General features: G+C 67.7%; 20 protein-coding genes and 1 pseudogene. 5 read left to right on the forward strand and 16 right to left on the reverse strand.

The window, feature by feature from the left end; translation table 11 throughout:
* Positions 1–50 precede the first annotated feature (50 nt).
* Positions 51–1,346: a GGDEF domain-containing phosphodiesterase gene (locus tag BM109_RS18315; protein WP_177239380.1), complete on the forward strand. Its 1,296-nt coding sequence runs from the start codon at positions 51–53 to the stop codon at positions 1,344–1,346.
* 190 nt (positions 1,347–1,536) lie between these two features.
* On the opposite strand, the gene BM109_RS18320 is transcribed toward BM109_RS18315, so the two are convergent.
* Together BM109_RS18320 and BM109_RS18325 are read right to left on the reverse strand one after the other, a co-directional pair.
* Positions 1,537–2,286: an SDR family NAD(P)-dependent oxidoreductase gene (locus tag BM109_RS18320; protein ID WP_093345254.1), complete on the reverse strand. Its 750-nt coding sequence runs from the start codon at positions 2,284–2,286 to the stop codon at positions 1,537–1,539.
* Positions 2,287–2,332: 46 nt separating this feature from the next.
* Positions 2,333–2,629, reverse strand: a pseudogene (locus BM109_RS18325) (SDR family NAD(P)-dependent oxidoreductase); the annotation flags it as partial.
* Positions 2,630–2,788: 159 nt separating this feature from the next.
* On the opposite strand from BM109_RS18325, the gene BM109_RS18330 reads away from it, so the two are divergent.
* The gene (locus BM109_RS18330; protein ID WP_093346113.1) at positions 2,789–3,697 is read left to right on the forward strand and encodes a LysR family transcriptional regulator; all 909 of its coding nucleotides are present in this window, start codon (positions 2,789–2,791) and stop codon (positions 3,695–3,697) included.
* A gap of 21 nt (positions 3,698–3,718) precedes the next feature.
* On the opposite strand, the gene BM109_RS18335 is transcribed toward BM109_RS18330, so the two are convergent.
* Complete coding sequence (locus BM109_RS18335) at positions 3,719–4,816, reverse strand: alpha/beta hydrolase family protein (RefSeq protein ID WP_143129196.1); 1,098 nt, start codon at positions 4,814–4,816, stop codon at positions 3,719–3,721.
* The gene (locus BM109_RS18340; protein ID WP_093345259.1) at positions 4,813–5,784 is read right to left on the reverse strand and encodes an SDR family oxidoreductase; all 972 of its coding nucleotides are present in this window, start codon (positions 5,782–5,784) and stop codon (positions 4,813–4,815) included. Before BM109_RS18340 ends, BM109_RS18335 begins: the two co-directional genes overlap by 4 nt.
* Positions 5,785–5,868: 84 nt before the next feature.
* Between BM109_RS18340 and BM109_RS18345 the strand changes: the two genes are divergently transcribed.
* A complete protein-coding gene (locus BM109_RS18345; protein ID WP_256222645.1) occupies positions 5,869–6,498 on the forward strand; it encodes a TetR/AcrR family transcriptional regulator in 630 nt (209 codons plus the stop codon).
* Positions 6,499–6,621: 123 nt separating this feature from the next.
* Here the strand turns inward: BM109_RS18345 and BM109_RS18350 are convergent, their stop codons facing one another.
* From BM109_RS18350 to BM109_RS18400, 11 genes are all read right to left on the reverse strand, one after another.
* Positions 6,622–8,052, reverse strand: a complete 1,431-nt coding sequence (locus tag BM109_RS18350; protein ID WP_093345262.1) for an aldehyde dehydrogenase family protein — start codon at positions 8,050–8,052, stop codon at positions 6,622–6,624.
* Between the two features lie 21 nt (positions 8,053–8,073).
* The gene (locus BM109_RS18355) at positions 8,074–8,775 is read right to left on the reverse strand and encodes an ABC transporter ATP-binding protein (protein ID WP_093345264.1); all 702 of its coding nucleotides are present in this window, start codon (positions 8,773–8,775) and stop codon (positions 8,074–8,076) included.
* Positions 8,762–9,547, reverse strand: a complete 786-nt coding sequence (locus tag BM109_RS18360; RefSeq protein ID WP_093345267.1) for an ABC transporter ATP-binding protein — start codon at positions 9,545–9,547, stop codon at positions 8,762–8,764. The genes BM109_RS18355 and BM109_RS18360 overlap by 14 nt, the downstream gene beginning before the upstream one ends.
* Positions 9,544–10,494: a branched-chain amino acid ABC transporter permease gene (locus tag BM109_RS18365; RefSeq protein WP_093345269.1), complete on the reverse strand. Its 951-nt coding sequence runs from the start codon at positions 10,492–10,494 to the stop codon at positions 9,544–9,546. Before BM109_RS18365 ends, BM109_RS18360 begins: the two co-directional genes overlap by 4 nt.
* Positions 10,491–11,363: a branched-chain amino acid ABC transporter permease gene (locus tag BM109_RS18370; protein WP_093345272.1), complete on the reverse strand. Its 873-nt coding sequence runs from the start codon at positions 11,361–11,363 to the stop codon at positions 10,491–10,493. The genes BM109_RS18365 and BM109_RS18370 overlap by 4 nt, the downstream gene beginning before the upstream one ends.
* An 11-nt stretch (positions 11,364–11,374) precedes the next feature.
* The gene (locus BM109_RS18375) at positions 11,375–12,538 is read right to left on the reverse strand and encodes an ABC transporter substrate-binding protein (protein ID WP_093345274.1); all 1,164 of its coding nucleotides are present in this window, start codon (positions 12,536–12,538) and stop codon (positions 11,375–11,377) included.
* Positions 12,535–13,365 (reverse strand): NAD(P)-binding domain-containing protein, encoded by an 831-nt coding sequence (locus tag BM109_RS18380; RefSeq protein ID WP_093345277.1) that lies wholly within the window; start codon positions 13,363–13,365, stop codon positions 12,535–12,537. The genes BM109_RS18375 and BM109_RS18380 overlap by 4 nt, the downstream gene beginning before the upstream one ends.
* Positions 13,365–14,723 (reverse strand): MmgE/PrpD family protein, encoded by a 1,359-nt coding sequence (locus BM109_RS18385; RefSeq protein WP_093345279.1) that lies wholly within the window; start codon positions 14,721–14,723, stop codon positions 13,365–13,367. Before BM109_RS18385 ends, BM109_RS18380 begins: the two co-directional genes overlap by 1 nt.
* A 9-nt stretch (positions 14,724–14,732) precedes the next feature.
* Entirely contained in the window at positions 14,733–15,671 is a 939-nt protein-coding gene (locus BM109_RS18390) for an NAD(P)-dependent oxidoreductase (protein ID WP_093345282.1), read from the reverse strand.
* A 197-nt stretch (positions 15,672–15,868) separates the two neighbouring features.
* Entirely contained in the window at positions 15,869–16,873 is a 1,005-nt protein-coding gene (locus tag BM109_RS18395) for a helix-turn-helix domain-containing protein (RefSeq protein WP_093345284.1), read from the reverse strand.
* Positions 16,874–17,065: 192 nt separating this feature from the next.
* A complete protein-coding gene (locus tag BM109_RS18400) occupies positions 17,066–17,608 on the reverse strand; it encodes a hypothetical protein (protein WP_093345287.1) in 543 nt (180 codons plus the stop codon).
* 276 nt (positions 17,609–17,884) lie between these two features.
* Between BM109_RS18400 and BM109_RS18405 the strand changes: the two genes are divergently transcribed.
* Positions 17,885–19,045, forward strand: a complete 1,161-nt coding sequence (locus BM109_RS18405; protein WP_177239381.1) for an acyl-CoA dehydrogenase family protein — start codon at positions 17,885–17,887, stop codon at positions 19,043–19,045.
* 33 nt (positions 19,046–19,078) lie between these two features.
* Here the strand turns inward: BM109_RS18405 and BM109_RS18410 are convergent, their stop codons facing one another.
* Complete coding sequence (locus BM109_RS18410; protein WP_093345292.1) at positions 19,079–20,074, reverse strand: NADPH:quinone oxidoreductase family protein; 996 nt, start codon at positions 20,072–20,074, stop codon at positions 19,079–19,081.
* Between the two features lie 152 nt (positions 20,075–20,226).
* Here BM109_RS18410 and BM109_RS18415 point away from each other — a divergent pair, with 152 nt between their 5' ends.
* Positions 20,227–21,342 carry a CaiB/BaiF CoA transferase family protein gene (locus BM109_RS18415; RefSeq protein WP_093345294.1) on the forward strand — a complete coding sequence of 372 codons (1,116 nt, stop codon included), beginning with the start codon at positions 20,227–20,229 and terminating at the stop codon, positions 21,340–21,342.
* The last annotated feature ends 1 nt before the right edge of the window (position 21,343 follow it).

A 21,343-nucleotide genomic window follows, 5' to 3' on the forward strand; every position in this document is an offset into this window, starting at 1 on the left:
CACGGATCGGATCTTCAGGATGGATGCCGTCGGGAATCAGAGAGGGAAAGATGAAGAGTGTCCAAGATCCGCTCACGGGCTTGCTCGCTCGTCAGAGCTTCGTCGATGCGGCGTCGCATTGGCTCGGATCGGAGAAGCGGCCACGCCAGCGCCTGGTGATCTTCGAAGTCTTCGGCTTGTCGATCATCAACGAGACACAAGGGCTGGCATGGGGAGACAAGGTGCTGCAGGAGGTGGCTCGATGGCTGGCATCGAAGTTCGATCCGGCCCGGTGTGTGCTGGGCCGGTGGGCGGGCAACAAGTTCGTCGTGCTCTACGAGCCGCGCGGCGCCGAGGCCTTTCCCGGCGATATCCATCGCGCGAGCCTCGGGTCCCTCGGGCTGGGATCGAGTCTCGGCAGGCAAGCGGACCTGACGCGCCTGCACGTCGGCTTCTGCGACAGCGGTTCACGCCAGATCGATGAGCTCCTGACCTTCGCGAGCGAGGCGCTTCACGCGTCCGCGCGGTCGGTGGGGGCATGGGGCTATCGCTTCGATGAGGCGATGCATCGACGCCTGTTGCGCCGCCAGGACATCGAAAAGGATCTGGCCTGCGCCATCGAGGCACGGGAGATCGGGCTCTGGTATCAGCCGATCCTCTCGAGCGATGGAGCCAGCCTTCATAGCCTGGAAGCGCTGTTGCGCTGGCACCATCCGAGGCAGGGATGGACTTCACCCGAGGAGGTGGTTCACGCGGCCGCGGTCATGGGGATGGGCGAAACGCTGTTGCAGCACATCCTGCAGGAGGTCTGCCACGGCTTGCACGCTTTGGCGGACGCGGACCCCCGGTTCGAGGAGGTTCCGGTGGCCATGAACGTGTCGCCCCGTGAGATCGGAGATCTTCCCCTGAGCGACATCGTGTTGAGGACATTGCTGCGCGAGGGCATCGCCCCTCGGCATCTGAGGATCGAGATCACCGAGGAAAGCGCGCTGGACAGCCTGTCGTCTTCGGGGCAGCTCGAAGCGCTTGCGGCAGCCGGAATCGCCATCGCGGTGGACGACTTCGGCACCGGCTATTCGTCGCTGGCGATGCTGGGCGACAAGTACGTCAAGCAGATCAAGATCGATCGATTGCTGATATCGGAATTCCACCGGTCCGACAGGCGCATGCTGCTCGTGGATTCGATCATCCACCTCGGGAACGCACTGGGCATGGAGGTGGTGGGCGAGGGCGTGGAAACGCTCGAAGAGCTCGAGCACCTGCGCTTGCTCGGTTGTTCGCTGGTGCAGGGCTACTACCTGGCGCGGCCAACGCCGCTCGAGACATTGATCGCCCAGGTTCGTCACGCAAGATTGGATGGAGGCTAGCCAGCGCCCCCCGATTGTCGGTAACGCGCACTGGCGCAGGTCACGGATCCGCCTGCGGTCGCCGAGCTGCTGCTGTTGCTGGCTTGAATGCTGTTCGCCCCACCTGGATCGATCGGGACAGCGGAAGGGGCAGGCCTTTTTTTCAGCCAGCAACATGCATGCGAGCGATGGAGGAATGGACAGCGCAGCTTCAGAGCTTCGAGCCGCCGTCGACGTGCAAGGTGTGGCCGGTGACCCAGCGAGCCTCGTCGGACGCCAGGAACGCCACGGCATCGCCGATGTCCTCCGGCTGAGCCAGGCGCTTGAGTGCCTGCATGCCCAAGGTGGCAGCGCGTCCGGCGTCTGTCCTGGTGAAGCTGGACATCTCGGTCTCGACCACGCCCGGCGCGACCGCATTGACGCGAATGCCGCGCCCGCCGAGTGCCGTGGCGAAATGCGTCACGAGCGTGTCGATGGCCCCCTTGCTCGCGGCATAGGCAGACAGGGTGCCGACCGAGGCGCGCGCGGCCAGCGATGAAACCAGCACGATGCTGCTGCCTTCGCACAGCGCCGGCAGCAATTGCTGCACCAGGAAGAACGGCGCGCGCACGTTCACCGCGAAGAGATGGTCGAAGTCCTCCACGGTCGTGTCCTCGATCGAGGCGGCCCTGGAGATGCCGGCGTTCGCCACCAGCACATCGAGGCGGCCGCCGATGATGTCGCGCACGCGCTGCGCCAGGTCATGCGGTCCGGTGGGCGAGCGCAAGTCGGCTGCGACCTTCTCCGCCTTGCCCCCTGCACCGCGGATCTCGTCGACAACGGCGGTCGCTTCCTTCTCGCCGCTGGCGTAGTGAACCAGTACCTGGGCCCCGGCGCGAGCCAGGGCCAAAGCACTGGCTCGGCCGATGCCGCGCGATGCGCCCGTGACCAGGGCGGTCTTGCCGGAAAGGGTGTTGTTCACGGCGTGCTCCTCAGATTGCAACCGCTTCGAGCGGGAAACGATGTGCGTCGGCGATTGGGCCAGGCTGGCCTTCGGTGCCGGCGTTGTTGATGGCGACGTCGAGGCGGCCGAAGCGGGCGATGGTCTGGTCCACCAATTGGCCGACCTCGGCGTCGTTGCGCACGTCGGCTTCGATGAAGAAGGCCTGCGCACCCAGCGCATGGAGTTCGGCTTCGAGCGCCTTGCCTTGCGGCACGCGGCGTCCGGAGACGACCAGGCGGGCATGGGTGCGGGCGAATGCCAGGGCGGTGGCACGGCCGATGCCGGTGAGGGCGCCGGTGATGAGGACAACGGGTTGGTTCATGATGAAAAATCCTATGGGCATGACGATGGAAGCATGGATGAACCGGCTGATCACTTCGCTGCCGGTCGCGTCTCCATAGGGGAGAATCTAGGGATTCGGCGCAACTTTTAAAAAGACTTTGTGGGCTGGTGGGCATGCCTATGAAGCATGGGGATGCACATGGAACTGCGACATCTGAGGTATTTCATCGCGGTCGCGGAGACGGGCAGCCTGACCGTCGCGGCCGAGCGGCGCCTGCATACCTCGCAGCCGTCGCTGAGTCGACAGATCCGCGACCTGGAAGACCAGGTCGGGGTGGCGTTGTTGCATCGAAGCGCCCGCGGGGTGGAGTTGACGGCGGCCGGCAAGGCGTTTATCGACCATGCGCGGCTGGCGCTGACCCAGGTCGACGCGGCTGTCGAAGCCGCTCGGCGGGCCGCGCTGCCTTCGAAGCAGCGCTTCGCGCTGGGCTTCCTGACGGGGCAGGAGATGACCTGGTTGCCCCGAGCCATGCATCTGCTTCGAGACGAGTTGCCGAACATCGACGTGACGGTCTCCAGCGACTATTCCCCCGATCTGGCGGATGCCGTGGCACGCGGCAAGCTGGACCTGGCCTTTCTGCGCGCCGAGCCGGGTTTCGACCTGAGCTATCGAACCGTGGGCCGAGAACCTTTGGTGGTCCTGATGCCCAGCGATCATGCGCTGACGGCTCGGGCCGCCGTCACGCCGCAGGACCTGGTCGGCAGTCCGTTCATCGGCATGGCCAACAAGGCGCGGGTGTTGCAGGCCGTGGTGGACGACTACCTGCTGCGCTCGGGCGTGAAGATCACGCCGACACAAGGCGTGGACAACCCCGCCATGGTGATGTCGCTGGTCGCCTCGACACGTGGCCTGGCCCTGATTCCCGACTATGTCGAGAACCTGCTGCCCTGGTCGGTCGTCAGCCGCCCGCTGGCAGGTGAGGTGCCGACCATCGATCTGGTGGTGGGGTACAGCAAGTCCAATGCGTCGCCGGCGCTCCAGCTGTTTGTTTCCAGGCTGGGAGAGTTGGTGGCGAGGGCAGCGGACAGGCCCGCCGCGGCATCGTGAGATCCGTCGGCGCTCGAAAGGCTATGCCGGGCGGCCTTGGGTCGAGTCCGGTGCGACGTCCCGGAAGGCCGGGCTCGGACTCGTGCGGGCGCGCGTCATCCTGACTGTCTGTGCGCTGTCGGGCCTGGGGGCTCGCGCCAGGATGGACTGCCAGGTCGTTTGCCACCGTGCGAGCGCCGTGCCGTCGTGCTCGAAGATCAGGTCGAAGAATGCCAGTGCGAGATCCGCGGTGGCGACCTTGACCTTGGGGTTGAGCGATGGACCGCCGGTCAGCGAACGATCGGTGAACATGCTGTGGGAACCGCCCTGGAACACGGCCAGCAGCTTGTGGGGATTGGTGATTGCATCGAAGACGGCCAGTCGGTCGTCCACGCCTGAGCGGTAGCCCGGGATCTCGATCACGTCCTCGGTCGCCGTCACATGGATGGTGGGAATCGACACCTTGCCCAGCACTGCCGCCAGATCGGGTTCGCCATAGAACGGCGGCGCAGAGATGACGACTGCCGCCGAGAAGCGGGAATCGAGGCAGTCGAGCGTCAGGCCGTTCCTCACGATCTGCGCGCCGATCGTGAGGAGCGTCGTGTTCGCGCCGTAGGAATGGCCCGCCGCAACAAGGCGCTGGCGGTTCACCGCAGCGCCAAGACTGCCAGTTTCGTCGGAGAGCATTCGGTCGAGCGCGAAGCGCACATCGGCGGCACGCGCGATGGCCTCCTTTTCCTGCGCCGCAGCCTGCAGGCGGCCCACCACGCCGAACGGGTTGCCTCGCCAAAGCTGCGCATCGCTGCCGACATGCTGGACATGCAGACTGGCGACACCATGGGTCGACCAGTGTTTTCCGAGATAGCTGTAGCCCTGCCGCGAACCGCCGATCCCGTGCGAGAACACCACCAACGGCACGGACGCGTCGGACGTCGCAACCGTTGGCCAGTACAGGCGCGCTGGCACCGGGCGGGATCGCGCCTGGTCGACCCAGTCGAAATCCATCACCAGATAGGGCGGCTCGGTGGGTTGCGCCATCGCTTTCGTCGGGTCTGAGGCCAGCGCAGCCCACAGCAACATGGCATTGACTTGCCGCCGGCTCAGATTCATCTGCATGTCTTGGGTGCTGCGATGTTTCATGCGCGCGAGGGCTGGATGACATCGAGCGGTTTTACGGACCTTCGACCATCGCTGGTGGGAAACACCGCACCGGTCAACGCCTCCGACTCCAGCCACAGCTTCGCAGCGACGTTCTTGTCCAGTGCCTGAGGCGGGATCCTGGCCAGGACCGGATAGCCGCGCGTTTCGGCGAGCTTGTCCGGGCCGTAGTAGGCGCCGCCTCGAGCCTGCGGCGAAGTCGCGGCGAAGAGGGTGGGCAACGCGCCCTGCGCGGCCGGCTGGAACAGGAACCACATATAGCGGCGAGCGATGCCCGCGGCGCTCCATGCGCCCGCGCCGTTGGGCAACAGATCGGTGCGCGAAACGCCGGGGTGGGCGGGGATGCTCTGAATGCCCCAGCCCCCGGCATCGCTGCGGCGTTGCAACTCGAGGGCGAACATCAGGCACGCGAGTTTCGATTGACCGTAGACCGGCATCGGCCTGTAGCCGTGCCGAGCCTGCAGGTCATCGAAGTTGATCGCGCCGCTTCGGGCGGCAACACTCGACAGGCTGACCACGCGCGGTTGGTTGCCTTGGCGCAGCAAGGGGAGGAGCCTGGCGGTCAAGGCAAAGTGACCCAGGTAGTTGGTGCCGAACTGCATCTCGAATCCGTCGGCGGTCGCCAGGCGTTTGGGCGGTGCCATCACCGCCGCGTTGTTGATCAGCAGGTCCAACCGGTCGTGCGAACTCCGAAGGCGCTCGGCAAAAGCCTCGATGGAATCGAGGCTGGCGAGATCCAGCGCCCCGAAAACCACTTTCGCATCCGGAACGCTTTGGCGAATGAGGTCGACTGCTGCCGCCCCTTTCGTCGGGTTGCGACCTGCAATGACGACGTTCGCACCTGCACGGGCCAACGCGAGCGCGTCCTGGAACCCAAGACCGCCGGTACCGGTGACGACCGCGGTGCGGCCGCGCTGGGAAGGAATGTCGGAAGCTGTCCAGTGGGCCATGTCTTAGCTGGGGAAGAGGGGGACGGTAGAATCAGTGCATATAAAACAGCACTGAGTGCATAATTTAATGCACTTCGTGCAGCTATGCAAGAGGCCATCGAAATGCCAGGAAATCCCTCGCCCGCGGGCACGGTGCCCGCAGAGGGCCTGCGGGAACGCAAGCGCCGTGAGACACGTCAGCGCATCGCCGAGGTCGGCCAGCGCCTGTTCCTCGCCAACGGTTACGAAAGCACCACGCTGGATGCCATTGCGGCGGAAGCCGGTATTTCGCGCCGGACTTTCTTTTCGTACTTCAAGTCGAAGGACGAGATCATCGTGTTCTGGCAGCAGACCGGATCGGCCAGTCTGTATGCCGATCTGCTGAAGACATCGCCCGATGTGCCGCCGCTCGATGCGGTCCGCGATGTCATGGTGAAGCACATCTCGCTCTACACGACCGAGCAGATGACGGCGCTCGACAATCTCATGCGATCGAGCGAAGCGCTTCTTGCGCGCAAGCAAACGCACTACGTGGAGCAGGAGCAGGCGCTCTTCAGCACGCTGTGCGAAGTCTGGCGGCAGCCCGAGCGCCGTACGTCGCTTCGGATGGTGGCCATGGTGTCCACCGGTGCGATGAGATTGGCGCTTCAGGCCTGGAGAGACCAGACCGGCCCGCGAAAGCCGGTGGCCAGGTTTCTGCGGGAGGCCTTCGACAGCCTGCGAACGGAGCTTTGACGGCGCACCTCGAGGCAGGCCGCGAGTGGCTTCTTCAGGCTCGAGCCCGCCTGACTGATTGAAGGCTCGCGTTGCTCGAAGCGCCGACCATGCCGCGATGCCAAGGCCGGGGTGCGCGCCCCGTTACTTCGGAATGCTGATCACCTGTGGCTGCGTGACCGCCTTGAGGCCCTCGGCACCGAATTCCACGCCCCAACCCGAGCCCTTGACGCCACCGAAGGGCACCATCGGATGGATCGCGCCGTGCTGGTTGATCCACACGGTGCCGGCCTGCAGCCGCACGGCAACCGTACGCGCCTGCGCCACGTCGGAAGACCACACGGAGGCGCCGAGTCCGACATCGAGCCGGTTCGCGCTGGCGATCGCATCCTCGAGCTCGCGGTACTTGATGATGGGAAGCACGGGGCCGAACTGCTCTTCGTCCACCAGCGCGGCACCATCGGCCAGGCCGGTCACGAGCGTGAGCGGATAGAAGTTGCCGGCGCCTTCGCGCGCCTGACCGCCGCAGACGATCTCGCCACCATCGCGGCGCGATGCCTCCACCAGGCGGCTCACCTTGTCGAACTGCATCCGGTTCTGCACCGGCCCCATGACCACGCCGGCACCGAAGCCGTCGCCCATCGGCACCGTGGTTGCGATCGTCCTGAGTTCGTCCACCACCGCGTCGTGCAGCGATTCCGGCACGTACAGGCGCTTGATGGCCGCGCAGGTCTGTCCCATGTTGATGAAGGCGCCCCAGAACAGGCCCATGGCGATGGCGGCCGGGTCCGCGTCGGCCAGCACGATGGCCGCGTCGTTGCCGCCCAGTTCCATGGTGGTCGGCGTCAGATGACGCGCCGCGATCGCCGTGATCTTGGCGCCGGTCGAACCCGAGCCCGTGAACATGATCTTGTCGATCTGCGGGTTGTCGACCAGTGCGGCGCCGACTTCTCCCGGACCGCTGACGCTGTTGAGCACGCCCGGCGGCAGGTGCTCGGCCATGATTCGCACCATCTCGAGCGTGCCGATGCTCGTGTATTCGGAAGGCTTGATGACCACCGTGTTGCCGGCCCGCAGCGCCGGCACGATCTGCCAGATGGCAATCAGCAACGGCCAGTTCCACGGCGCGATGGCGGCGATCACGCCGTAGGGCTTGCGGTGCACTTCGTAGCGTCGGCCATCGTCTTCGAACACGGTTTCCACCGGCAGCTCGAGACTGGCGGGCACCCGGGTCCAGGCCTCGCAGCCGGCCAGCTCGAACAGCGCGCCGGGCACCTGGTCCGGCCCCAGGCCGCCGAGCGGCTTGCCCTGTTCGCGCGTGACCCATTCGGCGAGGTAGGTCGCATTGCGCTTCAGGGCGTCGGCCACGTGCTCGAGGTGTTCGCGTCGCTTGCCATCGGGCAACGCAGCCCACGCCGGCTGGGCCGCCTTCGCGGAAGCGATCGCCTGCGCGATCTGCGCCGGCTCGGAATGCGGCACCAGTCCGATCGCCTCGCCGTTGGCGGGGTTCTTCGATTCGAAGGTCCGGGCGGAGGGGACGGCGCGGCCGTCGACGGTGTTCGTGAAGGATTTCAAAGATTTCTCCGGTGAATGTTTTCAGACGCCCAGGTAGGCGTTGCGAACCGCCGGGTCCGCGAGCAGCGCGCGGCCGGTGCCGCTGTGCACGATGCGGCCGGTCTCGAGCACGTAGCCGCGGTCGGCCACGGTCAGTGCGGCGGCGGCGTTCTGTTCGACCACGAGGATGGTCACGCCCTGTGCGCGCAGTCGCACCAGCACCTCGAAGATCTGGTCGATCAGCAGGGGTGCGAGGCCCAGAGATGGCTCGTCCAGCAGCAGCAGCTTGGGCCGGCTCATGAGCGCGCGGCCGATGGCCAGCATCTGCTGCTGGCCCCCCGAGAGATCGGAGGCCACGCGGCGGCGCATCTCGCCGAGCACCGGAAACATGGCATAGACCATGTCGGTGTCCGCCGCGATCTCGGCGTCCTTGCGCCGGTAGGCGCCCAGGCGCAGGTTGTCGGCCACCGAGAGGGGCTTGAACACCTGCCGGCCTTCGGGCGCATGGCCCAGCCCCATGCCGACGCGACGGTGCGGGCTCATCGCGTCGAGCTTCGCGCCTTCGAGCCAGACGCTGCCACCGAGCTGCGAGTGCAGGCCCGAGATGGTGTGCATCAAGGTGGTCTTTCCCGCGCCGTTGGCGCCGAGCAGCGCCACGATCTCGCCGGCGTGCACTTCGAGCGTCACGTCCTTGAGCACCGACACCCGCCCGTAGGCGGTACACAGGCCTTCAACCCTCAGCATGGGCCAGCTCCTTTGCGTGACTACCGAGATAGGCCGCGATCACATCCGGGTTCTCGCGCACCTCTTGCGGCGTGCCCTGGGCCAGGATGCGGCCCTGGTTCAGCACCAGCACCTGGTGTGAGAGCCGCATCACCATCTTCATGTCGTGCTCGATCAGCACCACCGACACCTCGCCCGCGATGCCGCGCAGCATGTGCTCGATCTCCTCGGTCTCGACGGCGTTGCAACCGGCCGCCGGCTCGTCGAGCAGCAGCACCTTGGGCTCGCTGGCCAGTGCGCGCGCGATCTCGAGGCGCTTGAGCACGCCGTAGGAGAGGCTGCCGGCCACCGCGTTCGCATGGGTCGCGAGGCCGGTGCGCTCCAGCGCCGCCATGGCGCGCTCGCGGCTTTGCCGGTTCTGCCGGCCCACCGAGGGAAGGCGCAGCAGATCCTCGAGCAGCGTGGTGCTTTCCCAGCGAGCGCGACCGACCATGACGTTGTCGAGCGCGGTCTGTTGCGCAAACACCTGCAGGTTCTGGAAGGTGCGCGACATGCCCTTGCGGGCCAGCCGGAACGGCGGCAGGCCGCTCACGTCCTCGCCGCCCATGCGTACGCTGCCCGAGCGCGGCGTGTAGAGGCCGGACACCATGTTGAAGAGCGTGGTCTTGCCCGCGCCGTTCGGTCCGATGATCGACAGGATCTCGCCCGTCGGCGCGTCGAAGGAGACACCGTCCACCGCGACCACGCCGCCGAAGGCGATGCCCAGGTCCCTGACTTCGAGTGCCGCGCTCATTTGATGCCCCTCCGCAGCAGCTGGCCCAGCGTGGGCACGATGCCCTGGCGCAGGAAGATCATCGACAGCATGATGATCAGCCCGACCGCGATGTCCTGGTAGTCATGGAAGGATGCGAGCAATTGCGGCAGCAGGGTCAGCAGTGCCGCGCCGACCAGCGCGCCGAAAGGCGTCGCGGCGCCGCCGATCACGACCATTGCGACGAATTCCACCGAGGTCATGAAGCCCGCGAGGTCCGGCGTGATGAAGCCGTTCATGAGTGCCAGCGTGCTGCCGGCCACCGCCGCATAGACCGATGCGATCACGAAGGCCTGGAGCTTGCGCCGCGCGACGTCCACGCCCATGCTGGCGGCCGCCACCTCGCTGTCGAGGATCGCGCGCAGGGCGCGGCCGGTCGGACTGTCGCGCAGCACCATCGCGACGGCGACGCCCGCGACCATCAGCGCGGCGCTGATCCAGTACCAGGTGCTCGGCGATTCGAGCGTGAAGCCGGCGATGCCGAGCCGCTTCACGTCCATGCCGTCGGGGCCGCCGGTGAGTGCGACCTCGCTGGTGATCACCAGCCCGATCAGCAGCGAGAAGCCCAGCGTCGCGATGGCGAGGTAGTGGCCCTTGAGCCGCAGGATCGGCTTGCCGACCAGGTAGGCGATCAGTCCCGCCAGGACGATGCCGCCGGCCGCCGCCACCACCACCGGCACGCCGTAGCGCGCCGGCAGCACGGCGCTGGCATAGGCGCCGATGCCGAAGAAGCCCGCATGGCCCAGGCTGATCTGCCCGGCCATGCCCATGAGGATGTGCAGGCCGACGGCGGCCAGCCCCATGATCCACACCAGTGCCGCGATGCGCATCACGTAGCTGGAGCCCGCCACCACGGGAAGCAGCGCCACGATCAGCACCAGCAACGCCAGGGCGCGCCAGCCCGCGCCGGAAGCTCGAAGTGCTTTCATACGCGGTCCACCAGTTTGCTGCCGAGCAGGCCGTTGGGCATCACCAGCAGCATCAGGATCAGCGCGACGAAGGCAACGCCGTCCTTGTAGACGGACGTCACGTAACCGGCCGCGCCGGCTTCGAGCAGGCCCAGCAACAGCCCGCCGAGCACCGCACCCACCGGATTGCCGAGGCCGCCGAAGATCGCGGCCGAGAAGCCCTTGAGCGCCAGCAGCGCACCGATGTCGTAGCGCGTCAGCGTCACGGGCGTGACCAGGATGCCGGCGATGGCACCGAGCGCGGCCGACAGGCCGAAGGCGAGCACCAGCACGAAGGAGATGTTGATGCCCACCAGGCGCGCCGCCAGCCGGTTGGCCGCGCTCGCGCGCAGGGCCTTGCCGGTGAGGGTCTTGTCGAGGAAGAGCCAGAGCGCGAGAAACATCACGATCGCGCTGCCCAGCACCCAGAGGCTCTGCGGCAGCACGCTCGCGCCGCCGACCGCGATCGGCGTGTTGCCCGAGAAGGGCGCCAGGTTGTGGAACTGCTTGTCGAACAGGAGCCCGGCCACGCCGCGGATGAAGATCGAGGCGCCCAGCGTGATGATGATGAGCGTCACGGGCGAGGCATCGCGGGCGCGCTCGATGGCGAGCTTCTGCAGCAGGATGCCGACGATGACCGCAACGGCCACCGCCGAGGCGGCCGCCAGCCATACCGGCAGCCCCATGGCGATCAGGAACACCGTGGTCATGCCACCCAGCATGACGAACTCGCCCTGCGCGAAATTGACCACGTCCGAGGCGGCGTAGATCAGCGTGAAGCCGATCGCCACCACCGCGTAGACGGCGCCGACCGTGAGTCCGGAGAAGACGAACTGGAGAAACTGCGACATGGAGTGCTTCGTCAGTCGATCAGCAGCCAGTCGCCGTTCTTCACCTCGAGCATCCGGAAGGCCTCGACCGTGAGGCCCAGATGGTCCTGCGGCGTCATGTTCACCACGCCCGACGTGCCGACGAAGCCGCGGGTCTGCTCGAGTGCGTCGCGGATCTTCCTGGGATCGGCGCTGTTGGCGCGCTTGATCGCCTCGACCACCATCATCAGGCCGTCGTAGGCACCACCGCCGAAGGTGGAGACCGGCTGGCCCGTGGCCTTCTCGTAGGCCGCCATGTAGCCCGTCACCACCGGCTTCTGCGGATCGCTGGCCGGCAGCTTCGACGCCACCAGCAGCGCCGCGGCCGGCAGCCGCACGCCTTCGGCGGCGGCACCGGAGAGCTCGATGTAGCTCTTCGACGCCACGCCGGGGTTCTGGTAGAGCGGAATGCTCTTCATGTCGAGCTGACCGTAGTTGCGCGTCAGCACCGCCGGGCCCTGGCCCGAGGCGCCGGTGTTGAGGATGGCCTGCACGCCCGGCGTGGCCTTGATCTTCGCCAGCTGCGGCGTCATGTCGGTGTCCTGCGCGCCGTAGGTCTGGTCGATCAGGATCTTGATGCCGTACTTGTCGACCACCTTGAGGCACTGCTCGCGCATCGAGGTGCCGAATCCGTCGGTGCCGGCGATCAGCGCGATCGACGTGAAGTTGCGCTTCTTCATGTCCGAGAACACGCGCTCGCAACCCATGCGGTCGGTGTGCGGGCTCTTGAAGACGTGCTGGCGCACCGGCTCGATGATGTTCACGCTGCCGGCGAGCGACATGAAGGGGAGCTTGGCCGCTTCGAACACCGGGATCATCGCCATCGTCGTGCCGGTGGTGGAGCCGCCGACCATCGCCACCACGTTGTCGCGTTCGACCAGGCGCTGGGCGAAGGTGCGGGCCTTGTTGGCATCGCCCGCGTCGTCGTAGGTGACCAGTTCGATCGGCCGTCCGAGCACGCCGCCGGCGGCGTTGATCCGGTCGGCATAGAGCTTGAGCGTCTTCGCTTCGGGATCGCCGATATAGGAAGCCGCGCCCGTCACCGACAGCACGGAGCCGATGCGGATGGGTTCGGCCGCCTGCACCGAGGCCGCGAGGCCCAGGGGCAGGGCGATGGCAAGCGCCAGGTGGCGAAGGCGCGCGGAAATTCTTTTCATGGAACTGTCTCCTTGTCGTTGGCGGGGGTGGTGAATTCGATGAGCAGGCGCGTGAGGCCCGGTGCCGAGGCAGGCGCTGCCAGCTGGCCGGCGCGGCTTTGGGCGAACAGTCCGAGCGCCAGTCCGGTCGCGAAGCCTTGGCCGGAGCTGCCGGCCTGCTCGAGCGCCTCGCGCTCGGCGCCGCGGCGGATCGCGGCCGCGATGCGGGCGCGAAGGCCGGCGGGCGCGAGCCCGATGCGGTCGCCGACCAGCAGCGCTTCGGCACTGGCCGCCAGCACGTCGGCATGCACGTGGGCCTCGACCAGGCGCAGCGCCTGGCCGCATCCCAGCGCGCCACCGGCAACGAGCTCGTGGCCCAGCGTGCGCAGCACGGGCAGTGCGACGTCGAGTGCGGAGTCGTCGTCGCAGCCATGAACGATGGCAGCGGCAGCGCTGTCTTGCGCGCCGCCGCACAGGGGCGCGTCGATCAGCACGATGCCGCGCTGCGCGAGTCGTGCGCCGAGGCTGCGGGTGAGCGTTGGATCGGCAGCGCCGAGATCGACCACGATCGCGCCCGCGTGCAGGCCCTGCGAGACGGACGCGATCCGCTCGCGTACCGCGAAGCCCGGCGGCGCGAAGAGCAACAGGCCGGACGCCGACAGCCCGGCCAGATCGTTCGCCGCGCGGCACTGGAACTCCTGCGCGAAGGCGCGGGCCCGCGCGGCGTCGTCGTCATGCACCACCAGCGCATGGCCGGCGCGCGCAAGGCTGGACGCCAGCGCCCATCCCACGCCGTCGAGGCCATCGAAACCGACCGCCGCGCCCGAACCGATCACGCCCGCGTCCATCAGGCGACCAGCAGCGGAATCAGGCTGCGTACGTCGGCGACTTCGGGCAAGGCGCGCAGCGCCTGCAGGTAGGGTTCGATGCGCTCCGCCGCAATGGGTCGTGGGGCATAGGCCAGGCAGTCGTCGAAGCGCGCGCGGTGCTGCGTCTCGTCGAGGTCGGCGCCCGGAAAGCCCGGCGCGATGTCGAGCGAGCGCCGCAGGCTGCGGCCATCGTTGGTGTGCACAGTGAGGTCGACCGCGGTATGGCCGCGCGCATCGAGCGCGGCATCAGGCACGACCGTGATGCGGTCGATCAGCGTGCGCAGCGCGGGATCGAGCACCTGCTCCGGCGCGAAGTGCGCGAGCTTCGACGCACGGCGCGCGAAGGCATTGGCCACGCAGTAGGCGGCGCTGAACTGGCCGTCGACGCGCGGGTTGGTGCCCGGATCGAAGGGCTTGCCGACCAGCCGGAAGGCGTAGGGTGGCAAGCGTACTTCGGCCGCGCGCAAGTCCTCGGCCGAGACGCCGTCCTCGAGGAGCGACAGCGCCAGCTCGGTCACGCCCTGCGTGACGCCGCAGCTCGGGTATTTCTTGAAGACCATGCGGTGCAGGCGCCAGGTCGTGCCCAGTCCTTCGCCGACGGCGTCGAGATCCAGCGTGCCGCGGCCATAGAGGTGGCCGTAGCCGTAATGGCCCGAGAGGAAATTGACCGGCCCCGTGACACCGCGGCGCGCCAGCTCGGCACACTGCACGCCGGCCTGCGCCACCCAACCCTGCACCACGCGCACGCCCAGCGAGCCATCGACATGGCTCTGGAAGCTGCCGCCACAGCGGTTGAATGCCAGCGCCAGTGCATGCAGGGTCTGCTCGCTCGTGAGCCCGAGGATGCGCGAGGCAGCCGCGGCGGCCGAGAACACGACCGCGATGCCGGTGGGATCGAAGCCGTCGTACTGGGCTTCGCTGAGGTTGAGCCGCGAACTCAGCTCGGCACCGGCCGCCAGCGCGGCCAGAAACTCCGACCCGCTGCAGCCGCCCGCCAGCTCCGCGGCCGCGAAGGCCGCCGGCAGCAGGGCCGAGCCGATGTGCGGGCCGGGCGCCATCGCGTCGCAGTAGTCGAGCGCACGGCACATCGTGGCGTTGAACTGGGCCGCGGCATTCGCGGGCAGGCGATCGCCGTAGACCAGTGTGGTCGCCTGCGGCGTACCGCCGGACTCGGCAAGCACCGCGCGCAGGGCCTCGATGCCGTCTTCGGCCGCGCCCGCGATACCGGTGCCGGTCACCGCCATGACCATCCAGCGCAGGATGCGGCGTGCGTCCTCGGGCACTTCGTCGGCGCGCAAGGTGACAACGAACTCGGCGAGTCGGCGTTCCAGCTTCATCGCGCTACCTCAGGCCTGGCGCGGCGTGGCACCGGGCTCGATCACCGTGCCGGACTGCTGCTCGACCCAGCGGCCCAGTTCGCTCACGCTGGCGCCCGGCCCGGCGAAGCGCGAAGCCGCCATCCACAGCTGCTGGCCCAGCGCCGAGATCGGCGCCGAGGTCTCGGTCTCGCGCGCCAGCGCGTTGGCGATGCCGATGTCCTTGAGCATCAGCTCGAGCTTGAAGGGATCGTCGAAAGCGCGGCTCAGGATCCGCTGCTCGATGTGGGTCTTGCTGATCCACGACATGCCGGTGGAGACGTTGAGCACGCGCACCATCTCGGCCGGGTCGAGGCCATAGCGCTTGCCCATCGTCAAGCCCTCGCAGGTGGCACTGAAGGTCATGGCCGTGATCAGGTTGTTGATGCACTTCATGGCATGGCCGCTGCCCACCTCGCCCAGATGAAACACCGAGGTCCCCATGCGGTCGAGCAAGGGCCGCACGCGCTCGAGGTCCTCGGTCGCGCCGCCGGCCATGAAGACCAGCGCGGCCTCCTGCGCCCCCCATTGCGCGCCCGACACCGGGGCGTCGACCATCGCGATGCCGGCCGCCGCCAGTTGCTTCGCCGTCTGCTGGGTCAGCCAGGGTTGCGAGGAAGAGGTATCGAGCAACAGCGTGCCGGGCCGCCAGCCGGCCAGCAGGCCGTTCTCGCCGAGCGCCACCGCCTGCACGACTTCTCCGTTGGGCAACATCGTGATCACGATGTCGCTGCGGGCCGCAACCTCCCTGGGCGTCGCCACCGCGACCGCCTCGCCGCCGAGCGTGCGTGCCAGTTCCCGCGCGGCTTCCAGGTTCGCATCGTTGAGCGTCAGCCGATGGCCGGCATGCGCCAGGTGCGTCGCCATCGGCGATCCCATCACGCCCAGGCCGATGAAGCCCACATTCAAACTCTCGCCAGCTGTTTCCATAAGGTCCTCGAGATCAGCTTCGCGGAGTCGGATGCTGGCGATGCGCCAGTCATGCCCGAGCTCCGTCGATGATGGATCGAGGTTATGAAAAGGAGGCCGAACAGGCTTGCACCTTGATGCGGCGCCTTGGCTGACCGTGCACAAGCGCCCGGGTATTTACCCTGAGGCCGGCGAGCGCAGGCCAAAGTGAACGCGCGTCAGTGGCCCGCGATCTGCTGGTTGCGCCAGCGGCTCGGGCTTTGGCCGAACTTCTCGCTGAACACGCGCGAGAAATGCGCCGCATCCGAGAAGCCGAGTTCGAAGGCGACCTGCGTGATGGTCGTGCGCTCGGACTGCTCGACCAGCCGCTGCGCCGCCACGGCCAGGCGCCGGTTCATGATGTAGCTGCTGGGCGTCTGGCCCAGTGCGTTGAAGGCCGCGTAGAGGCTGCGGCGCGACATGCCGCATTCGCGTGCCACCAGTTCGGGGCTCAGTTCGGGCTCGGTGAGCCGGTTCTCGATGAAGGCCTGCACCTTCTGCAGCCGCTGGGAGAGGGCCCCGTCCTGCTTCGGCGAACTGCCGTGGATCTGCGCCACCGCGGTGCCGATCAACGCACTGATCGAGTCCTGCATCACGATCGCGCCCTGCTGCTCGAGTTCGACGAAGCCGGACAACATGCCCGAAAGGGCCGAGCGTGCGATCTCCGCGGTTCCGCGTGTCGGCAGCACCTTCCCGGTGACGAACTCGATGCCCGGGTTCCAGCGTCCCATCTCGGAGACCGGCACCAGCAGCACCATGAAGCGCGATCCGTTCGAGGTTTCGACCGAGTAGGGGCGGGAGGTGTCGTAGATCGTCCATTGGCCGGGATCGATCGTCACCGAATGGCCGTTGTGTTCGATCAGATTGCGGCCCTGGATCTGCCAGATCACCTTGAAGTAGCGGTCCTGATCTTCCGACGCCAGGGCGCGCGTGCGCATGACACGGTGCGCGCTGCTGTGGATGTCCGCCACCACGCAGCGGTGGAAGCGCGCGATGCAGGCCTGCCCCGAGAAGTGTTCGGAAGGCTGGAGATTCTGGGCCTGCAGCGTGAGGATCTTCGACGACATCGTCTCGCCCCAGCGGCTGAAGACGTTGGTGCTCAGCGGCTCGGGTTCGAAGGCGCGCTCGGTGGGCACGGCCCGCATCAAGGCGAGCGAATCCGGCACGGTCTGAGGCAGGGTCATTCGGGGCTCCAATTACCTCGTACCGCGTGGCTGCCGAGGTGTGTCTGTCGTCTCTTGTCTCTTCGGCAAAAAGCTTAACAGGGCTGCCTGCAACCGCAGAGCCCTGTGCCGTCGAATTCCATCCAGAAGCGATTCGGTGAGGATGCGGATGAAAAACGCCGAAAGGGCCGGCGGTTGGCCCATGGCGCAAGCTCAAAGCACTTCGCCGTTCACGCTGTGCGCTTCGATCACCCATCCGCTGACCGTGACGAGCGGATGCGCCGCGCCTTCCGCCTGAACCTGATCTCCGGGCTTCAGTTGCAGGCGCTCCATGCCTTGTGGGCGGAGGTGAACGAAGTCGCCGCTGTCCAGAACGACGCCATTGGCGGCGCCATGCTTCGCAAAATTCAGGCGCACGACCTTTCCATGCACCTGCGTTTCTCGTGCAGCCGCGTGGGTCGCGCGACCGTCGACGGCGGCCAGTCGTTCGAAGTGGTAGACCACGTGTTCGCCGTCGCCCTTCGGTGAAGGTCCGGCTTCGCGGCCTTCGACGACCAGCGCCTGGTCGCGACGAAGGCTCAGCAACTGGGCGACGCTGGCGGCGTCGTCGGGATCGATCGCGAACTGCGTGACGATGCCTTCGGTTTCGATCAACAGCCCTTCGATGCCGCCTTTGGGGCTGTAGATCAGGTGCTGGAAGCGGCCCTCGACGGACCAGATGTCGTCGTGCTCGGCGGGCTGATGGTGATGTGGCATGGGGAGGTCCTCGGAAGCTTGTGTGGGTGGATGTCCCCAGGACATCTCACGCAACGTGCCAGCACCGCGATCCTTTGAAATCAACGACTTGCGATCGCCGCCGCGGCGGCATCCGGATGATCCGGGGACAACGGGCGTCCGCTTTCCGGACACCGCGTCACGGCAGCGATGTCATGCAGTTTGAACGACGGTGCCATGGAGGCCACGCGCCCGCGCCGATCCAATCGATCGCGTTGACATGCCATCGGGCGCATGTCCGAACACAAGAGGCACACCATGGATTTCGAACTCAACCCCGCGCAACGCGATCTTCAGCAGCGCGCGCGCAGCTTCATCGGGACGGAAGTCCTGCCGCACTACCGCGAATGGCCGGTCGCCAACTGCGACTACAGCCCCGAGCTCAACGCGCACCTCAAGGGCAAGCTGGCCGAGTACGGCCTGGCCAAGCTGATCGTGCCGAAGGAATTCGGCGGCCAGGGCCTGGGGCCGATGGAGGATGTGATCGTGCTGGCCGAGTTCTCGAAGTCGCCGCGGCGCATGCCGGGCGGTCCGTTCGCGCCCTGGCCGGTGCTCTACCAGGCGCCCGAGAAGATCCGCGAGAAGTACCTCTATCCGGTGCTCGAGGGCAAGACGGGCTGGTCGATGTGCTTCACCGAACCCGAGGCCGGCTCGGACCTCGCGGGCATCCGCACGACGGCGGTGCGAAAGAGCGACCACTGGGTGCTCAACGGCACGAAGATGTGGCGCACCGGCCATCACTTCGCGTCGTACACGGCGGTCGCGGCGGTCACCGACCCGAGCAGGGGGCCGAAGGGCATCAGCGTGTTCCTGGTCGACAACGACACGCCGGGCTTCACGAAGTCGCGCGACATCCCGGTGATCGCGCGGCAATGGGGCACGGAACAGGAAGTGCGGCTCGAGAACGTGATCGTGCCGGCCGAGAACCTGCTGGGCGCGGAGGGCGAGGGCTTCTCCATCGCGCAGCACCAGTTCAACCGCTTCCGCCTGCGCCTGGGCGGCACCGCGCTCGGCATGGCCGAACGCAGCCAGGAACTGGCGGTCGAATACGCGCGCGAGCGCAAGGTGTTCGGCAAGGCACTCGGCGACAACCAGGCGATCCAGTGGATGCTGACCGACAACCAGTACGACATCGAATCGATCCGCCTCAACACCTACTACGCGGCCTGGATGGTGGCGCGCGGCGGCTACTCGGCCTCGCGGATGCAGGCGGCCATGGTGAAGGCCTATTGCGTGGATGCGGGGCTGCGCGTGATCGACCGCTCGATGCAGGTGCTGGGCGGCCGCGGCCTCGCGATCGAGGACTATCCCTTCTTCGATTTCCACAACCTGTTGCGCATGTGCAAGCAGATGGAAGGCTCGACCGAGATCATGAAGATCGTGATGGCGCGCGAGATCCTGTCGGGCGAACTGAACTGAAGAAGAAGACGGCGGCCCCGGCGGCCGCCGCCTTCACGCGACCACGACGATCTTGCCGAGCGCACCGCGCGCATCGAGCCGCGCGATGGCCGAAGGCGCATCGGCCAGCGCGAAGGTCTCTGTCACTTCCGGCTGCAGCAGGCCCTCGCGCCACATCGCGAGCAGCGAGTGCACGTTGCGGTCGTTGAGCTTCGGGTCTTCCTGCACGAAGCTGCGCCAATCCACGCCGACGATGTGGCGGCTCTTGAGCAGCGCCAGGTTGAGCGGCACGCTCGGGATGCCGGCGGTGAAGCCCACCACCAGGTGGCGGCCGCCGCGGCGCAGGCTGCGCAAGGCCGGTTCGGTGTAGCCGCCGCCGACCGGATCGAACACCACGTCGCAGCCGTCGCCGCCCACCGCCTCCTTGATGCGGCGTGCGAGCGCCTGCTGCGCCTCCCTGCCCTCGACCTGCTGTTCGTAGACGAGGCCGCCCGACGCACCGTGCGCCATCGCGAAGGCCAGCTTGGAGGGCGAGGACACGGCGGCCACCACGCGGGCCCCCAGTGCATGCGCGACCTCGACCGCGGCCGACCCCACGCCGCCCGCGGCGCCGAGCACCAGCACCGTCTGCTTCGCTTGCAGCTGGGCGGCATCGCACAGCGCGTGGTAGGCGGTGGCATAGGCGAACATGAAGGCGGCCGCCTGCGTGCGCGGCGTGTCGGCCGGCACGCGCACGCAGCGCTGCTCGGCCACGGCGATGCGATCGGCCATGGCGCCCCAGCCGCAGCGGCCGATGACGAGGTCGCCCTCGCGCAGGCCCGACACGCCCCGGCCCGTCTGTTCCACCACGCCGCAGAACTCGCTGCCGGGAACGAAGGGCCGCTCGGGCCTGACCTGGTAGAGGTCGCGGATCAGCAGGCCGTCGGGGTAGTTGACGCCCACCGCGGCGATCTTCACGAGCACCTCGCCGTCGGCGGGCACCGGATCCGGCAGCTCCTGCCACACCAGCGTCTCCGGTCCCCCGGGGCGATGACTCACCCATGCTTTCATGTTCGGCTCCTTTGGTTGGCGCCATGATGAAAGGCCCGTCCGGCCCGCGCCATGACCGCCGCGCGCAACCCGCATGGCGCGGCGCGCAGGGGTCATGGGGAACGAGCGCGACGGTCATCGCGGCCATGCAGGCGCGACGGCACCATGCAGCGATGAACGACGAGACGAAGAACGCATCCCCATCGCCCGCCGGTCCATTGCGCGGTCTGCGGGTCGTCGAGTTCGCGGGCCTGGGGCCGGTCTCCTTCACCGCGATGCTGCTCGCCGACATGGGCGCGCGGGTGGTCCGCATCGAGCGCCCCGGCGCGGTGCAGATGGAGCACGGCGCCACGATGCGCGGGCGCGAACGCCTCGCGCTCGACCTGCGCTCGACGGAAGGCCTCGCGACGGCGCGCGAGCTGCTGCGCCATGCCGATGTGGCGATCGAGGGCTTCCGGCCCGGCGTGATGGAAAGGCTGGGTCTCGGTCCTGCCGAGCTGTTCGCGTTGCGGCCCGCGCTGGTGTTCGGCCGCATGACGGGCTGGGGGCAGGAGGGTCCGCGCTCCCAGCAGGCGGGCCATGACATCGACTACCTCGCGGTCGCGGGCGCGCTGCATCCCATCGGTCCCGCCGAAGGCCCGAGCGTGCCGCTGAACCTGGTCGGCGACTACGGCGGCGGCGCGCTCTACCTGGCCGTGGGCGTGCTCGCGGCGCTGCACGAGGCGGCGCGCAGCGGGCGCGGCCAGGTGGTCGATGCCGCGATCTGCGACGGCACGGTGTCGCTGCTGTCGCTGATCCATGGCCTGCGCGCCGCATCGCGCTGGCACGACGAGCGGCAGTCCAACGTGCTCGATGGCGCCGCGCCGTACTACCGCAGCTACCGCTGCGCGGACGGGCTGCACCTGGCGGTGGGCGCGATCGAGCCGCAGTTCCATGCCGAGTTCCTCGCGCGCCTGGGCCTGGATGCCAAGGCCTTCGCGCAACACGATCGCGACCGCTGGCCCGAACAGGCGCGCGCGCTCGAGGCGCTGTTCGCGCGCGAGCCACGCGCGCATTGGGAGGCGCTGTTCGAAGGCAGCGACGCCTGCGTGGCGCCCGTCAACAACCTCGCAGCAAGCACGCGCGACCCGCACCTCGTCGCGCGACAGGCCTTCGTCGAACTCGAAGGCGAACTGCAGCCGGCACCGGCGCCGCGCTTCAGCCATTCGCCGTCGCTGCCGCGTCGCGCAACGGCGGTGGTGGCCGATGCGCACTGGCTCGCGGACTGGGCGGGCCCCGCGAACCCCTGAA

This window comes from Variovorax sp. PDC80, from assembly GCF_900115375.1.
GTDB lineage: Bacteria > Pseudomonadota > Gammaproteobacteria > Burkholderiales > Burkholderiaceae_C > Variovorax.

Coding starts and splice junctions, on each gene's coding strand:
- BM109_RS18415 (WP_093345294.1), top strand. CDS start 20,227: ATGAACGACGAGACGAAGAACGCATCCCCATCGCCCGCCGGTCCATTG.
- BM109_RS18400 (WP_093345287.1), bottom strand. CDS start 17,608: ATGCCACATCACCATCAGCCCGCCGAGCACGACGACATCTGGTCCGTC.
- BM109_RS18340 (WP_093345259.1), bottom strand. CDS start 5,784: ATGGCCCACTGGACAGCTTCCGACATTCCTTCCCAGCGCGGCCGCACC.
- BM109_RS18380 (WP_093345277.1), bottom strand. CDS start 13,365: ATGGACGCGGGCGTGATCGGTTCGGGCGCGGCGGTCGGTTTCGATGGC.
- BM109_RS18375 (WP_093345274.1), bottom strand. CDS start 12,538: ATGAAAAGAATTTCCGCGCGCCTTCGCCACCTGGCGCTTGCCATCGCC.
- BM109_RS18405 (WP_177239381.1), top strand. CDS start 17,885: ATGGATTTCGAACTCAACCCCGCGCAACGCGATCTTCAGCAGCGCGCG.
- BM109_RS18390 (WP_093345282.1), bottom strand. CDS start 15,671: ATGGAAACAGCTGGCGAGAGTTTGAATGTGGGCTTCATCGGCCTGGGC.
- BM109_RS18315 (WP_177239380.1), top strand. CDS start 51: ATGAAGAGTGTCCAAGATCCGCTCACGGGCTTGCTCGCTCGTCAGAGC.
- BM109_RS18410 (WP_093345292.1), bottom strand. CDS start 20,074: ATGAAAGCATGGGTGAGTCATCGCCCCGGGGGACCGGAGACGCTGGTG.
- BM109_RS18385 (WP_093345279.1), bottom strand. CDS start 14,723: ATGAAGCTGGAACGCCGACTCGCCGAGTTCGTTGTCACCTTGCGCGCC.
- BM109_RS18360 (WP_093345267.1), bottom strand. CDS start 9,547: ATGAGCGCGGCACTCGAAGTCAGGGACCTGGGCATCGCCTTCGGCGGC.
- BM109_RS18370 (WP_093345272.1), bottom strand. CDS start 11,363: ATGTCGCAGTTTCTCCAGTTCGTCTTCTCCGGACTCACGGTCGGCGCC.
- BM109_RS18330 (WP_093346113.1), top strand. CDS start 2,789: ATGGAACTGCGACATCTGAGGTATTTCATCGCGGTCGCGGAGACGGGC.
- BM109_RS18395 (WP_093345284.1), bottom strand. CDS start 16,873: ATGACCCTGCCTCAGACCGTGCCGGATTCGCTCGCCTTGATGCGGGCC.
- BM109_RS18365 (WP_093345269.1), bottom strand. CDS start 10,494: ATGAAAGCACTTCGAGCTTCCGGCGCGGGCTGGCGCGCCCTGGCGTTG.
- BM109_RS18335 (WP_143129196.1), bottom strand. CDS start 4,816: ATGAAACATCGCAGCACCCAAGACATGCAGATGAATCTGAGCCGGCGG.
- BM109_RS18355 (WP_093345264.1), bottom strand. CDS start 8,775: ATGCTGAGGGTTGAAGGCCTGTGTACCGCCTACGGGCGGGTGTCGGTG.
- BM109_RS18345 (WP_256222645.1), top strand. CDS start 5,869: ATGCAAGAGGCCATCGAAATGCCAGGAAATCCCTCGCCCGCGGGCACG.